This window comes from Neisseria zoodegmatis (assembly GCF_900187305.1).
In the GTDB taxonomy this organism is placed as follows: Bacteria; Pseudomonadota; Gammaproteobacteria; order Burkholderiales; family Neisseriaceae; genus Neisseria; species Neisseria zoodegmatis.
On sequence record NZ_LT906434.1, the window covers coordinates 1,271,013 to 1,285,133 of the forward strand.

A 14,121-nucleotide genomic window follows, 5' to 3' on the forward strand; every position below is an offset into this window, starting at 1 on the left:
TGTAGAAAATATTAGCTAAGTTAAAACGTAGAGAGTAGAATAGGAATGTTTTCAGTCGGCATGCAGTATATGTCATGAAAATAAAAATTCTACTCTCTAATTTTTTATTAATTAAAGGGCAACACTCATGATGGAAGACAAGCTAAATTTTTCTTATTTATTTGGCTCTAACGCACCCTATATAGAAGAATTATATGAAAATTTCTTAAATGATCCCGAGTCTGTGGATGAAAAATGGAAGCAATATTTTACTGATTTGGCTGCCCAGCCGGGGGGTGTAGAACGGGATGTTGCCCATCGTCCTATTCAAGAATCATTTGCCAATTTAGCAAAAAAACGAGCGACTGCTGCTATTGCAGGAACTTTAGATGAAAACATGATGAAAAAGCAGGTTGGCGTGTTACGCATGATTTCTGCTTACCGCATTCAAGGAGTGGGTGCAGCGAGTCTCGATCCGTTGAAACGTATGCCTCCCCGCAATCTTGATGCTTTGGACCCCAAATTTCATGGGTTGGATGCCTCGGATATGGCTGTTCAATTCAGTGTAGGTAAGGGTGATTTTGCCGGTAGCGACAAAATGGTTTTGTCAGATATCGTTAGTAAGTTGAAACAAACTTACTGCGGTCATATCGGTATCGAATATATGTATATCGAAAATACCGAAGAGCGCCACTGGATTCGCAATTACTTTGAATCAGCTTTGTCTACGCCTAAATTTAATGCAGATGAAAAACGCTATATTTTAAAACAACTGACTGCCGCAGAAACATTGGAGCGTTATCTGCACACCAAATACGTTGGTCAGAAGCGATTCTCTGTTGAGGGTGGCGAAAGTGCCATTGCAGGTTTGAATTATCTGGTTCAGAACGTCGCAAAAGATGGCGTAGAAGAAGTGATTATCGGCATGGCTCACCGTGGCCGTCTGAATGTGTTGGTTAACACTTTAGGCAAAAAGCCCAGCGATTTATTTGCTGAATTTGAAGGCCGTGCAGCGGCCACTCTCCCGAGTGGCGACGTAAAATACCACATGGGTTTCAGTTCGGATATCGCCACAGCTCATGGTGCGGTCCACGTTACTTTGGCGTTTAACCCCTCGCATCTTGAGATTGTCAATCCGGTAGTGCAAGGCTCTACTCGTGCCAAGCAGCGCCGTCGCGGAGAAAACGGTCAAGGTCAAGTTTTACCTGTATTAATTCATGGCGACTCTGCATTTATTGGCTTGGGCGTTAACCAAGCTACTTTCAACTTGTCTAAAACACGCGGTTATACCACCGGCGGTACGATTCATTTGGTAATCAACAACCAAATCGGTTTCACCACATCAGATACGCGAGATGTACGTTCAACAGTTTACTGTACCGATATCGCCAAAATGGTAGAGGCACCGGTATTCCATGTTAACGGAGACGATCCTGAAGCGGTGTGTTTTGTTGTGCAAGCTGCTTTGGATTACCGCAAAAAATTCCACAAAGATGTTGTGATTGATTTGGTATGTTATCGCAAGCTTGGTCACAATGAAGGTGATGACCCGACTTTGACTCAGCCGATGATGTATAAAAAAGTAGCCCAACATCCCGGTGTGCGCTCATTGTATGCTGACAAATTGGTTGCGGAAAAAGTGATTCAAGCCAACGAAGCGGAAGGTTTGATTCAGGCTTATCGTGACGCTTTGGATAAAGGCGAGCATGTAGAGCAAACCCGTTTGACCGATTATGAAAGCAAACACCGCGTAGATTGGTCTAAATATCAAGGCCAAGATTGGCGCGAAGAAGTTGAAAGCGGTTTGTCTGCTTCTGATATCAAGCGGTTGGCGGATAAATTTACCGAAGTGCCTGAAGGCTTTGCCTTGCACAATACCGCTAAGCGCGTATTGGAAGCACGTAAAGGCATGTCAGTGGGCGAACAACCGATTGACTGGGGTATGGCCGAAACCTTAGCCTATGCCGCTTTGGTAACCAATGGCACAGGTGTCCGTATTTCAGGTGAAGACTCAGGCCGCGGTACGTTCTCACACCGTCATGCCGTATTGCATGACCAAAAACGAGAGAAAAGCGAAGATGGCGCATATATCCCTCTGAGAAATATGTCTGAAGGACAAGCCCCATTCTTGGTTATCGATTCTATTTTGAATGAAGAAGCTGTGATGGCTTACGAGTATGGCTTTGCCTGCTCGGCGCCTGATAAGTTGACGATTTGGGAGGCTCAATTCGGTGACTTTGCCAACGGTGCCCAAGTAGTAATCGACCAATTTATTTCTTCAGGCGAAACCAAATGGGGTCGTTTGTGCGGCTTGACGACGATTCTGCCGCACGGTTACGACGGTCAAGGTCCGGAACACTCTTCGGCACGTTTGGAGCGCTGGTTGCAACTGTGTTCCGAAGAAAATATGCAAATCGTGATGCCGTCTGAAGCCTCTCAGATGTTCCATATCTTGCGCCGCCAAGCATTGCGTTCATACCGCAAACCGTTGGTTATCTTTATGTCTAAGCGTTTGCTGCGTTTCAAAGACTCTATGAGTCCGTTGGAAAACTTCGTGGAGGGTTCTACTTTCCGCCCGGTTATCGGCGATACGGTCAAACGTGCAGACAACAGCAGCGTGAAACGCGTGATTTTGTGTGCGGGTCAAGTTTATTACGACTTGGCAGCAGGCCGTGCAGAGCGTCAGTTGGAAGACGATATTGCCATCGTTCGTGTAGAGCAGCTTTATCCGTTCCCATACGATGAAGTTAAAGCCGAGCTCGACAAATTCCCGAATGCGAAAGATGTTGTTTGGGCGCAAGAAGAGCCGCGCAACCAAGGTGCTTTCCATCAATTGCGTCACCGCATCGAAAGAATCTTGGGCAAAGACCAAAAACTGAGCTATGCAGGCCGTCCTGCCAGCGCTTCTCCTGCTGTGGGTTATATGAGCAAACATATCGCTCAACTGAAACAGCTTGTTGAAGACGCAATGAATCTGAACTAACCATTTTGGCCGTCTGAAAACGGTTTGCGTAATTCAGACGGCCTTACACTACCGGAGAATAAAATGATTGTTGAAGTAAAAGTACCTGTTTTATCTGAAAGTGTGTCTGAAGGTACCTTGATGTCTTGGCACAAAAAAGTTGGTGAATACGTAGAACGTGATGAGATTTTGATTGACGTTGAAACCGACAAAGTCGTTTTGGAAGTTCCCTCGCCGCAAGCAGGTGTGTTGGTTGAAATCATTGCACAAGACGGCGAAACCGTAGTAGCTGAACAGCTGCTGGCCAAGATTGATACTGAAGCCAAAGCAGAAGCTTCTGCGCCTGCCGCCGAAGCCAAACCTGCCGAAGCTCCCGCTGCCGCTCCCGCAGCGTCTAATGCTCAAGCCGGTGTGGCGATGCCTGCCGCTGCCAAATTGGCTGCGGAAAAAGACGTGGATATTGCCGGTGTTCAAGGTTCCGGAAGAGACGGCCGCGTATTGAAAGAAGATGTTCAAAATGCTTCTGCTGCGCCTAAAGCTGCTGCTTCTGCCGCTGCGCCTGTTCCTGCCGGTGTTCGTCCTGAGCAACGTGTGCCGATGAGCCGTTTGCGTGCGCGTGTAGCCGAGCGTTTGTTGGCTTCTCAACAAGAAAACGCGATTTTGACTACGTTTAACGAAGTCAACATGAAGCCGGTTATGGATTTGCGTGCCAAATACAAAGAAAAATTCGAAAAAGAGCACGGCGTGAAGCTGGGCTTTATGTCGTTCTTTGTCAAAGCTGCTGTTGCTGCACTGAAAAAATTCCCGGTAGTTAATGCCTCTGTTGACGGCAACGACATCGTTTACCACGGTTACTTCGATATCGGTATCGCTATTGGCAGCCCGCGTGGTTTGGTTGTACCGATTCTGCGCGATGCAGACCAAATGAGCATTGCCGATATTGAAAAAGCCATTGTAGATTACGCTGTAAAAGCCAAAGACGGCAAAATCGCTCTGGAAGACTTAACCGGCGGTACTTTCAGTATTACCAACGGCGGCACTTTCGGTTCTATGATGTCTACCCCGATTATCAACCCGCCTCAATCTGCTATTTTGGGTATGCACGCCACTAAAGAACGTGCCGTGGTTGAAAACGGTCAAGTAGTGGTGCGCCCGATGATGTATCTGGCTTTGTCTTACGACCACCGCATCATTGATGGCCGCGAAGCCGTATTGACTTTGGTAACCATCAAAGACTTGCTGGAAGACCCGGCACGTTTGCTGCTTGACCTGTAAGCAGTAAGCTCATATACACGGTTTCAGACGGCCTGCGGTTAGGTAGGCAGGCCGTCTGAAACGTGCATATACCATCACAATAAACGTCATAAAATAAATACAAATTAATCAGGCATTAGCTTGAATGTTTTTAAATTTCAAGGGGGCTTATGAGATATTTTTTGTTTTGCGCCGTGTGTTTTCTCTCTGCATGCGCTTCGACAAACAACGAACAATATCTGGTATCTGCTTACGACGGCAAAGGGCGTCTGCTGACCAAACGTGTAGAGTTGGGCAGCAACAAAGCAGGTATTCCTTTGGTACGTGATACTTTATGCGAGGTTTATCCTAAAGCCGTTATCCGCGTACACGAAAAAACAAGCAAACAGTTGGCTAAAGATTTTCAACCGTATTCATGTCGTTAGGAATGATCAGGCCGTCTGAAAAAGCTGTGTTTCAGACGGCTTAAACATGGAAAAGAGAAAAAGGATTTGATTATGTCTCAATTCGACGTAGTAGTTATTGGTGCAGGCCCGGGCGGTTATATCGCTGCGATCCGTGCTGCACAACTCGGTTTCAAAACTGCCTGTATCGATGCAGGCGTTAACAAAGCAGGCGACGCGCCCGCGCTGGGCGGCACCTGTTTGAATGTAGGTTGTATCCCTTCCAAAGCCTTGTTGCAGTCTTCTGAGCATTTTCATGCAGCGCAACACGACTTTGCCGAGCACGGCATTACCGTGGGCGATGTGAAATTTGATGCTGCCAAAATGATCGAGCGTAAAGACGGCATCGTGACCAAGCTGACCGGCGGTATCAAATTCCTGTTCCAAAAAAACAAAGTGGAAAGCCTGTTTGGCAAAGGATCATTGAAAGGCCGTAACGGTGATTTATGGCAAGTTGAAGTTGAGAATAAAGGCGAAAAATCCGTAGTGGAAGCCAAGCATGTGATTGTGGCTACCGGTTCGGTGCCCCGTCCGTTGCCGTTGATTGAAATCGACAATGTTAACGTGTTGGATAACGAAGGTGCATTAAACCTGACCGAAGTGCCGAAAAAACTGGGCGTAATCGGTTCCGGCGTAATCGGTTTGGAAATGGGTTCGGTGTGGAAACGTGTGGGTTCTGAAGTAACCATTCTTGAAGCCATGCCGACTTTCTTGGCTGCCGCAGACCAGCAAATTGCCAAAGAAGCCTTCAAAGTATTCACGAAAGAACAAGGCCTGGTAATTGAATTGGGCGTGAAGCTCAATGAAATCAAAAACGACAAGAACGGTGTAACCGTATCTTACGAAGTCGGCGGTGCGGCGAAAACCGAAACCTTCGACAAACTAATCGTGTCTATCGGCCGTATTCCGAACACGGAAGGCTTGAATGCCGAAGGCGTGGGCTTGGAAAAAGACGAGCGCGGTTTTATTAAAGTGGACGGCGAATGCCGCACCAATCTGCCTAACGTATGGGCAATCGGCGACGTGGTACGCGGCCCGATGTTGGCGCACAAAGCCAGCGACGAAGGCGTTGCCGTAGCCGAGCGTATTGCCGGTCAAAAACCGCATTTGGATTTCAACACCATCCCGTTTGTGATTTACACCGACCCCGAAATCGCATGGGTAGGTAAAACCGAAGAGCAACTGAAAGCCGAAGGCGTGGAATACAAAAAAGGGACTTCCGGCTTTGCTGCCAACGGTCGCGCTTTAGGTTTAGGCAAAGCCAAAGGTACGGTAAAAGTGTTGGCCTGTGCCAAAACTGACCGCGTATTGGGCGTTCACATGATCGGCCCGATGGTTTCCGAGCTGGTGGCTGAAGGCGTGATGAGCATGGAGTTCAGCGCCAGCAGCGAAGATATCGCCCGTATCGTTCACGCACACCCGACATTGTCGGAAGTATTGCACGAAGCGGCATTGGCGGCAGACAAACGCGCTCTGCACGGTTAATTTGCCATTGACCTGATGTTTTGAAACTGCTCCGGTTTTTAGCCGGAGCAGTTTTATTTATGCGACAAAAAACTTTCTTATCAAGCCGAATAAGGTTTTTCAGACGGCCTCTTGTGTTATTTTAAAACTATCAATGATATGATTATTTCATAATAAAACGGGAAAACCTTACATGAGTATCAAACAATGGCCGGAAGGCGAACGCCCGCGCGAAAAGCTGTTGGAGCGCGGCGCGGGTGCGTTGAGCGATGCCGAACTGCTGGCCGTATTGCTGCGGGTGGGCACGCGCGGCATGAGTGCGGTGGATTTGGCGCGCCATCTGCTCAACGAGTTCGGCAGCTTAGGGCGGCTGATGAGTGCGGAGATGAAAGAATTGTCGGCGCACAAAGGCATGGGGCTGGCGAGCTATACGCAGTTTGCCGTGGTGCGCGAAATCGGGCGGCGGATATTGGGCGAAGAGTTGCGCGAAACCGCCGTGTTGAACAATCCGCGCGAGGTTGCCGACTTTCTGCGTCTGCATCTGGCACACCAACGTGTGGAAGTGAGCCTTGCGCTGCTGCTGAACCGGCAAAACCAGTTGATTGCCATGCATGAATTGGCGCGCGGTACGGTGGCGGAAAACACCGTTTACATCCGCGAAATCGTCAAACTCGCGCTCGACGAATACGCCAGCAGTATCATCATTGCCCACAACCACCCCGGCGGTTCGCCGGAGCCTTCCGATGCCGACATCACCTTCACACACAAACTGGCGCAGGCTTTGGATTTGGTAGATATCACGCTTTTAGACCATTTCATCGTAACCGCCCGCCAAGTAACGTCTTTGCAGGAGCGCGGCTTGATGCGTGCGGTGTAGAGACACATTCAAGGCCGTCTGAAAAGCGTTATAATTCCGCCATTCTTTTTTCAGACGGCCTCTTACCTTCATGCTTTCTTCCGCCGATTTAGACTTCGACCGCCGCCATATCTGGCACCCTTACACCTCGGTGATCGATCCGCTGCCCGTCTATCCCGTCGCCCGCACCGAAGGCGTGTATATAGAGCTTTCAGACGGCCGCAAGTTGGTGGACGGCATGTCGTCGTGGTGGTGCGCGCAACACGGCTACAATCATCCCGAACTGCTTGCCGCCGCCCACAAGCAGCTCGACACCATGCCGCATATCATGTTCGGCGGCATCACCCACGAACCCGCCGTCCGCCTGTGCCAAAGCCTGAAAACCATGCTGCCCGAAAATCTCGACTGCATTTTTCTGGCGGACTCCGGTTCGGTAGCGGTGGAAGTTTCCCTGAAAATGGCTCTGCAATATTGGCATGCGCGGGGCGAAGCGCGCAGTAAATTTCTCACCATCGAGCGCGGTTATCACGGCGACACTTTCGGTGCCATGAGCGTGTGCGACCCCGTGAACTCCATGCACAATCTTTACCGTCGTTTCCTGCCCGAGCACATCTTCGTGCCAGCTCCGCAAAGCCGCTTCGACGGCGAATGGCAGCCAAGCGATATCGCCGCTTTTCAGACGGCCTTATCGCAACACCGCAACGATATTGCCGCCGTAATTCTCGAACCTGTGGTGCAAGGCGCGGGCGGCATGCGCGTGTATCATCCCGAATATTTGCGGCAGGTGCGCGCCTTGTGCGACGAATACGGCATCTTATTGATTCTGGACGAAATCGCCACCGGCTTCGGGCGTACGGGCAAGCTGTTTGCCTGCGAACACGCCGCCATCCAACCCGATATTATGTGCATCGGCAAAGCCCTCACCGGCGGCATGATGACGCTTTCCGCCACCGCCGCCACCCGCCATGTCGCCGAAACCGTATGCGGCGGCGAAGCGGGCGTATTCATGCACGGCCCCACTTTTATGGGCAACCCGCTGGCCTGCGCCGTGGCCGAAGCCAATATGCAGATACTCAAGCGCAACGAATGGCAGGCGCAAGTCGCCGCCATCGAAGCACATTTTCAGACGGCCTTAACGCCGCTTGCCGCTCATGAAAACGTGGCCGACGTGCGCATCATCGGTGCCGTCGGCGTGGTCGAAACCCGCCGCCCCGTCAATATGGCCGCCATGCAGCAGTTTTTCGTGCAGCAAGGTGTGTGGATTCGGCCGTTTGGCAAGCTGGTTTACCTGATGCCGCCTTACATCATCCGCCCGCACGAATTGCAACGGCTTACCGATGCCGTTGGCGCGGCCGTTCAAAAAACAGAATTGTTTCAATAACAACAAGGAATCATCATGGATTTGAAAGAAACCCAACTCAGTTCCGAGCCGATTTTTCAAGGCACGTTCATCAACATCGCCCGCGACACCATCCGCCTGCCCAACGGCAACGAAAGCACGCGCGTGGTGATCCGCCACCCCGGTGCCGCCTGCGTGCTGGCCGTAACCGACAACGACGAAGTGGTGCTGGTACGCCAATGGCGCTACGCCTGTGACCAAGCCCTGCTGGAACTGCCCGCAGGCAAACTCGATGCCGGCGAAGACCCCGCTGTCTGCGCCCTGCGCGAACTGGCCGAAGAAACGCCTTACACCGCCGACAGTGTCAAACTGTTGCACACTTTCTACACCGCACCCGGTTTCTGCGACGAATTGATGTACCTCTACCAAGCCGAAGGCGTGCGCGAGGGCAGCACGCTGCAAAACGACGAAGACGAATTTACTGAAACCGTGCTGATGAGCCGCGAAGAAGTGAAAGCGGCGTTGAAAAACAACCAAGTTTCAGACGGCAAAACCTTGGCCGGTTTGCAATATTGGCTGTTGAATAGTTAAGCCTGTTTGGATTGAGAACGTTTTGGCTGCTGTGTCGGCAATGGCTGTAAAGATTGCGGGCAGGGCGGAGTATCTAAAGCATTTTGAATGCCCGCAGCTTTTGCACACATAATGATGGGGCCGTCTGAAAAAATTTCAGACGGCCTCAAAAGATTGATAGCGTAAATAAGTTCACACCGAAATATCATCAAAGCAAGGCTGATACCTTTGCAAAACCCCCATCTGTGGCGCATTTCTGCGTTGTGCATATGATATGTGTGCATTCGCTGTGCTGCTACGTCTTGAACTGCATCCACAGATGGGGGTTTTGCAAAAGTCTCAGGCTGGTTCATCCATTATCAGCCCGCTTTCAAACTTTGCTCGAAGTCTTCCAGCATATCCAGCTCGAAACGGCTGAAGCCCGCGCGCTCGCGTGCTTCGATGTTGACGTAGCCGCGGAAAATAAACAAATCGTAGCGTGAAATCAAAGTGCGGAAGAGTGCAATCGGCTCCAAGCCGCGTTCTGCGCACAAATATTGATACCAACGGTTACCGATTTGTACATGGCCGACCTCGTCGCGGTAGATAATGTCGAGCACCGAACAGGTTTCCATGTCGCCTTTTTGCGCCATTTTAGCGCGTATGGCAGGGGTAACGTCCAAGCCGCGCGCTTCGAGTACCCGCGGCACCAGCGCCATGCGCACAAGCGGATCGTAAGCGGTTTTGTAGGCCATATCCCACAGATGGTTGTGCGCCTCAAAGTCGCCGTAATCATAGCCGTGCGCCTGCAAACGTGCGCGCATCAGCCGGAAGTGGAAGGCTTCTTCACGGGCAACGCCGAGCCAGTCGGCAGTAAAGTCGGAGGGTAGGTTGCGGAAACGGTAAGCGGCATCGAGTGCCAAGTTGATGGCGTTGAATTCAATGTGGCAAATCGCATGAAGCATGGCCGCGTAGCCTTCGGGCGTACCCATTTTGCGGGCGCGGACAGCGGTGGAAGGCACAAGGTCGGGTTTGGCCGGACGGCCGGCAAAGCGGAAATCGACCGGCGGTTCAGACGGCCTGTTGTCCAAAATACCTTGAGCAAACCCTGCAAAAATGTCATCGGTAAGACGGCATTTTGCTTCCGGATCAGACTCGTTTAACGCAGATAAAAGCCGGGGATAAACGGATTGTGTTGTATTCATGCGGCGGATTATACGGTAAACGGGGTTTAAATTCAGGTTAAAAGCATCAGGATTTTGCCCTTAATTCATAAGCAGTTAGTGCGCAGAACCGCCTTTACAAGAAAGCAGGGTATGCGTGCGCTTCGGCTCAAAGTGTTGAATTTCCGAGAAAAAGGCTTAATATACGCCCTAGCAATCTGCTGGGAGCCGATTGATTGATTTTCCCGAAAGGAACACCTGAGATGATTCAGAAAAAACAAATGCTTACTGCATTTGCCACCGTATTTGCCTTGAGCATGGGCAGCGCACATGCAGGCGCGATTGATGCGCTGAAAAAATTCAACGAAGACGCCGACGGCATTAGCGGCAGCTTCACCCAAACCGTGAAAAGCAAAAAGAAAACCCAAACGACTAACGGCTCGTTCCAAATTCTGCGCCCCGGTCTGTTTAAATGGCAATACACTTCGCCCTACAAACAAACGATAGTCGGCGACGGTAAAACCATTTGGCTCTACGATGTCGATTTGGCGCAAGTGACCAAGTCTGCGCAAAACCAAACCATCGGCGACAGCCCCGCTGCGATTTTGTCGAACAAATCCGCTCTTGACAGCAGCTATTCTCTGAAAGAAGACGGCTCGGCCGAAGGCATTGATTACGTGCGCGCGATGCCGAAGAAAAACAATGCGGGCTATCAATACATCCGCATCGGTTTCAAAGGTGATGCACTGGCCGCGATGCAGCTGAAAGACAGCTTCGGTAATGAAACCACCATCCGCTTCAGCAATTTGAATATGAAGCCGAATCTTTCCCGCGGCACGTTTAAATTCACGCCGCCTAAAGGTGTGGATGTGTTGAGCAATTAAGCATGAGCAAGGATAGGCCGTTTCAGACGGCCGTCTGAAATCTACGGATACACCCGTTGCCGGTTGATAGGGCAGCGGGTGTTTTGTTTGGCTGTGCGGTTTTTCAGACGGCCTCAAATCTTGTTAAAACAACCCGCCTGAGACCTTTGCAAAACCCTCATCTGCGGCGCATTTCTGCGTTGTGCGCTGCCCGCTCGTTTGCCTATCTGTATGATATGTCTGCACTCGCTGCGCTGCTACGCCTTGAACTGCATCCACATCTGAGGGGTTTGCAAAGGTCTCCTCCTATCAATCGGAATAATGATTATGCGCAGAGACACTTGCAATCCGGGCAGGCAAAGAGTATTTTCATCATTTTTAACACATCCACTTGGAAAATAATCATGGCAAGAGAAGTACCCGCCGTATTCGGCAGTGTTTTTCATCAAGACATGCCCGTCTTGGCTTTTGAAAACGGTTCGTGGCAGGAAGTGCGCTGGCAGAAATCAGACGGGATGACGCTTGCTCCGGGTGCGCATTGTCTGCATTACGGCAGCGAGTGTTTTGAAGGTTTGAAAGCGTTCCGCCAAAAAAACGGCGATATCGTGCTGTTCCGCCCCGATGCCAACATCGCGCGTATGCAGCAAAGTGCCAAACTGTTGGGTTTGCCCGTGCCGGAAACCGAGGCGTTTCGTGCGGCGCTGTTGGAACTGGTGGCACGCGCAGAAGAAGAGATTCCCGATGCTCCGGCCGCTTTGTATTTGCGCCCGACCTTAATCGGCACCGATCCCGTAATCGGTAAAGCCGGTGTCGGTTCATCCGATGCCTTGCTGTATATTTTAGCCTCGCCCGTGGGCGACTATTTCAAGGCCGGTGCGCCGATGAAGCTTTTGGTTGAAACCGAGCATATGCGCTGTGCGCCGCACATGGGGCGTGTGAAATGCGGGGGTAACTATGCGTCTGCCTTACCGTGGGTGACCAAAGCCCGCGAAGAACACGGTGCGCATCAAGTGTTGTTCTGCCCCAATGGCGATGTTCAAGAAACCGGCGCGTCTAACTTCGCACTGATTAAAGGCGACGAAATCATCACCAAGCCGCTTACCGACGAATTTCTGCACGGCGTGACCCGCGATTCGGTGCTGAAAATCGCCCGTGATATGGGTTATCAAGTGAGCGAACGCAATTTCACGGTAAGCGAACTGAAAGAAGCGGTTGAAAACGGTGCCGAAGCAATTCTAACCGGTACGGCTGCGGTGATTTCTCCGGTAACTTCTTTTGTGATCGAAGGCAAAGAAATCGAAGTGCAAAGCCAAGAGCGTGGCGCGGCCATCCGCAAAGCGATTACCGATATCCAATATGGTTTGGCAGAAGACCGCCACGGCTGGTTGGTTAAAGTAAACGTCTGATGCTTGCATCGCTTTAAGAGGCCGTCTGAAAAAAGATTAAACTTTCAGACGGCCTGTTTAGTCTTATCTTGATTGCAATCCTGCTCACTCTTTTAAACCACAAACAATGAATATAGAAATCACATGGGGGCAGATGCTGATTTATCTGCATACTGCCGTGGCACTGGGTTTTATGGTGCGCGTACTCTACAAACAGCGCAACACCGGCACGGCATTTGCCTGGTTGATTATTTTGTTTCTGTTTCCTTTGTTCGGCGTGGCGGCATACCTGATGCTGGGCGAGCCGCGCTTGGGTATTGCCCGAGCCAAACGCACGGAAGAAATGAACCGGTTTTACGGCCGTTTCGCCGAACGTTATTTGGCAGATATCGATTTGGATACCACCGAAGAAGTCAGCCCCCGTTATCGCGGTATCGCCAAAGTGGCGGCAGACCCGACCGGATTGGGCGTTACGAAAAATAATGCCGTGTCGCTGCTGTCTTCCACCGCCGACATACTGGCGGCAATGGAAAACGATATCGAATCTGCAACCCAATCCTGCCTGCTTGCGTTTTATATCATCGACCCGCAAGGACGGATTGAACGCCTGTTAGACAGAGTTATCGAAGCGGCCGGACGCGGAGTAGATTGTGTGATTTTGGCCGATGCGGTGGGCAGCCGCAGTTTTTTCAACAGCGCATGGATAGAGAAGTTGCGTCATGCCGGCGTAGAAGTGCATGCCGCATTGCCGGTGGGGCCGCTACGCACGCTGTTTACCCGCAGCGACTTGAGAAATCACCGCAAGTTGATGATTATCGACAAGAAAATAGGCTATACCGGCAGCTATAATCTCGTTGATCCGCACTTTTTCAAAAAAGGTGCGGGCGTGGGCGAGTGGGTGGATGTGATGATGCGCTGCACCGGCCCGATGGTGCTGGAAATGACGGCAGTGTTTTATGCCGATGTGGCGGTTGAAAACGATGAGAATTTGGTTGAAATACAAAAATACCTGAGCACTTATGTAGATATTATTCCGGCCATGCTGCCTGAAAAAATGCAAGCCGGAAAAGTGGTGGCGCAGGTTATCCCTTCCAGCCCCAGCCAAACCGACCGGGTAATCTACGAAACCATCATCAGCGCGATTTATGCGGCAACCCGCAAGCTGGTGATTACCACGCCTTATTTCGTGCCGGACGATTCTTTGCTGATGGCGCTGACCAACGCGGCAAAGCGCGGTGTAGATGTTACCTTGATTCTGCCGGCAAAAGTCGATTCGGTCATGGTGCGTTACGCTTCGCAGGCTTATTACCCGATGCTGTTGCGCTCGGGCGTGAAAATCGCGCTTTTCGACGGCGGCCTGCTGCACGCCAAAACCATGACGGTGGACGACGGCTACACGCTTTTCGGTACGGTAAACATGGATATGCGCAGCTTCTTCCTGAATCTGGAAATCAGCTTAGCCGTGTACGATAAAGGCATCACGCGGCAAGTGTGGAACCTGCAAAAACAGTATTTGGCCGGCAGCAGCTATGTGAGTATTAAAAATTGGCAGCAGCGGGCAAAATGGTGGGGTTTGGTTGAGAACGCCGTGCGTTTGATGAGTCCGTTGTTGTGATGCGGTTTTATCAATTGAGGCCGTCTGAAAATATTCAGACGGCCTCTAACCGATATGCAAAATTGGTATAACGAATGTGTAAATTAACATTTATTTACACTTTGGTCGGCAAAAGCATCAAGTATTAGGCATCATGCGGGTTTGCGCCGTTTTCGGTCGGACGGGGAAATTCGGCATGTCAGCCTGTGCGCCGCCGCCGCAGTTGTTGCGAGACATTCTTATCTTTAAGCAAACCCTTGTTTTGCGTCT

The 14,121-nt window shown here is 50.8% G+C and carries 12 protein-coding genes; 10 read left to right on the top strand and 2 right to left on the bottom strand.

Annotated features, from left to right (window positions below; translation table 11 throughout):
• The first annotated feature begins 127 nt into the window (after positions 1-127).
• The 7 genes from CKV66_RS05955 to CKV66_RS05985 all read left to right on the top strand — a co-directional run bounded on the left by CKV66_RS05955 (position 128) and on the right by CKV66_RS05985 (position 8,888).
• Positions 128-2,962: a 2-oxoglutarate dehydrogenase E1 component gene (locus CKV66_RS05955; RefSeq protein WP_085363227.1), complete on the top strand. Its 2,835-nt coding sequence runs from the start codon at positions 128-130 to the stop codon at positions 2,960-2,962.
• Between the two features lie 63 nt (positions 2,963-3,025).
• Positions 3,026-4,216 carry a 2-oxoglutarate dehydrogenase complex dihydrolipoyllysine-residue succinyltransferase gene (gene odhB, locus CKV66_RS05960; protein WP_085363228.1) on the top strand — a complete coding sequence of 397 codons (1,191 nt, stop codon included), beginning with the start codon at positions 3,026-3,028 and terminating at the stop codon, positions 4,214-4,216.
• A gap of 149 nt (positions 4,217-4,365) precedes the next feature.
• Positions 4,366-4,620: a hypothetical protein gene (locus tag CKV66_RS05965; protein WP_085363229.1), complete on the top strand. Its 255-nt coding sequence runs from the start codon at positions 4,366-4,368 to the stop codon at positions 4,618-4,620.
• A 72-nt stretch (positions 4,621-4,692) separates the two neighbouring features.
• Positions 4,693-6,123 carry a dihydrolipoyl dehydrogenase gene (gene lpdA, locus CKV66_RS05970; protein ID WP_085363230.1) on the top strand — a complete coding sequence of 477 codons (1,431 nt, stop codon included), beginning with the start codon at positions 4,693-4,695 and terminating at the stop codon, positions 6,121-6,123.
• A gap of 172 nt (positions 6,124-6,295) precedes the next feature.
• The gene (gene radC, locus CKV66_RS05975) at positions 6,296-6,979 is read left to right on the top strand and encodes a RadC family protein (protein WP_085363231.1); all 684 of its coding nucleotides are present in this window, start codon (positions 6,296-6,298) and stop codon (positions 6,977-6,979) included.
• 70 nt (positions 6,980-7,049) lie between these two features.
• The gene (gene bioA, locus CKV66_RS05980; protein WP_085363232.1) at positions 7,050-8,339 is read left to right on the top strand and encodes an adenosylmethionine--8-amino-7-oxononanoate transaminase; all 1,290 of its coding nucleotides are present in this window, start codon (positions 7,050-7,052) and stop codon (positions 8,337-8,339) included.
• Positions 8,340-8,354: 15 nt separating this feature from the next.
• Positions 8,355-8,888 carry an NUDIX hydrolase gene (locus CKV66_RS05985; RefSeq protein ID WP_085358227.1) on the top strand — a complete coding sequence of 178 codons (534 nt, stop codon included), beginning with the start codon at positions 8,355-8,357 and terminating at the stop codon, positions 8,886-8,888.
• On the opposite strand, the gene CKV66_RS12165 is transcribed toward CKV66_RS05985, so the two are convergent.
• Positions 8,885-9,220: a hypothetical protein gene (locus tag CKV66_RS12165; protein ID WP_157739150.1), complete on the bottom strand. Its 336-nt coding sequence runs from the start codon at positions 9,218-9,220 to the stop codon at positions 8,885-8,887. The genes CKV66_RS05985 and CKV66_RS12165 overlap by 4 nt on opposite strands.
• A gap of 6 nt (positions 9,221-9,226) precedes the next feature.
• Entirely contained in the window at positions 9,227-10,051 is an 825-nt protein-coding gene (locus CKV66_RS05995) for a ferritin-like domain-containing protein (protein WP_085363233.1), read from the bottom strand.
• A gap of 221 nt (positions 10,052-10,272) precedes the next feature.
• Here CKV66_RS05995 and lolA point away from each other — a divergent pair, with 221 nt between their 5' ends.
• The 3 genes from lolA to cls all read left to right on the top strand — a co-directional run bounded on the left by lolA (position 10,273) and on the right by cls (position 13,872).
• Positions 10,273-10,893, top strand: coding sequence for an outer membrane lipoprotein chaperone LolA (gene lolA / locus CKV66_RS06000; protein ID WP_085363234.1), 621 nt, complete (start codon positions 10,273-10,275; stop codon positions 10,891-10,893).
• Positions 10,894-11,276: 383 nt separating this feature from the next.
• Positions 11,277-12,278, top strand: a complete 1,002-nt coding sequence (ilvE, locus tag CKV66_RS06005; RefSeq protein ID WP_085363235.1) for a branched-chain-amino-acid transaminase — start codon at positions 11,277-11,279, stop codon at positions 12,276-12,278.
• 106 nt (positions 12,279-12,384) lie between these two features.
• Positions 12,385-13,872, top strand: a complete 1,488-nt coding sequence (gene cls / locus CKV66_RS06010) for a cardiolipin synthase (RefSeq protein WP_085363236.1) — start codon at positions 12,385-12,387, stop codon at positions 13,870-13,872.
• The last annotated feature ends 249 nt before the right edge of the window (positions 13,873-14,121 follow it).

Coding starts and splice junctions, on each gene's coding strand:
- CKV66_RS05955 (WP_085363227.1), top strand. CDS start 128: ATGATGGAAGACAAGCTAAATTTTTCTTATTTATTTGGCTCTAACGCA.
- odhB (WP_085363228.1), top strand. CDS start 3,026: ATGATTGTTGAAGTAAAAGTACCTGTTTTATCTGAAAGTGTGTCTGAA.
- CKV66_RS05965 (WP_085363229.1), top strand. CDS start 4,366: ATGAGATATTTTTTGTTTTGCGCCGTGTGTTTTCTCTCTGCATGCGCT.
- lpdA (WP_085363230.1), top strand. CDS start 4,693: ATGTCTCAATTCGACGTAGTAGTTATTGGTGCAGGCCCGGGCGGTTAT.
- radC (WP_085363231.1), top strand. CDS start 6,296: ATGAGTATCAAACAATGGCCGGAAGGCGAACGCCCGCGCGAAAAGCTG.
- bioA (WP_085363232.1), top strand. CDS start 7,050: ATGCTTTCTTCCGCCGATTTAGACTTCGACCGCCGCCATATCTGGCAC.
- CKV66_RS05985 (WP_085358227.1), top strand. CDS start 8,355: ATGGATTTGAAAGAAACCCAACTCAGTTCCGAGCCGATTTTTCAAGGC.
- CKV66_RS12165 (WP_157739150.1), bottom strand. CDS start 9,220: ATGAACCAGCCTGAGACTTTTGCAAAACCCCCATCTGTGGATGCAGTT.
- CKV66_RS05995 (WP_085363233.1), bottom strand. CDS start 10,051: ATGAATACAACACAATCCGTTTATCCCCGGCTTTTATCTGCGTTAAAC.
- lolA (WP_085363234.1), top strand. CDS start 10,273: ATGATTCAGAAAAAACAAATGCTTACTGCATTTGCCACCGTATTTGCC.
- ilvE (WP_085363235.1), top strand. CDS start 11,277: ATGGCAAGAGAAGTACCCGCCGTATTCGGCAGTGTTTTTCATCAAGAC.
- cls (WP_085363236.1), top strand. CDS start 12,385: ATGAATATAGAAATCACATGGGGGCAGATGCTGATTTATCTGCATACT.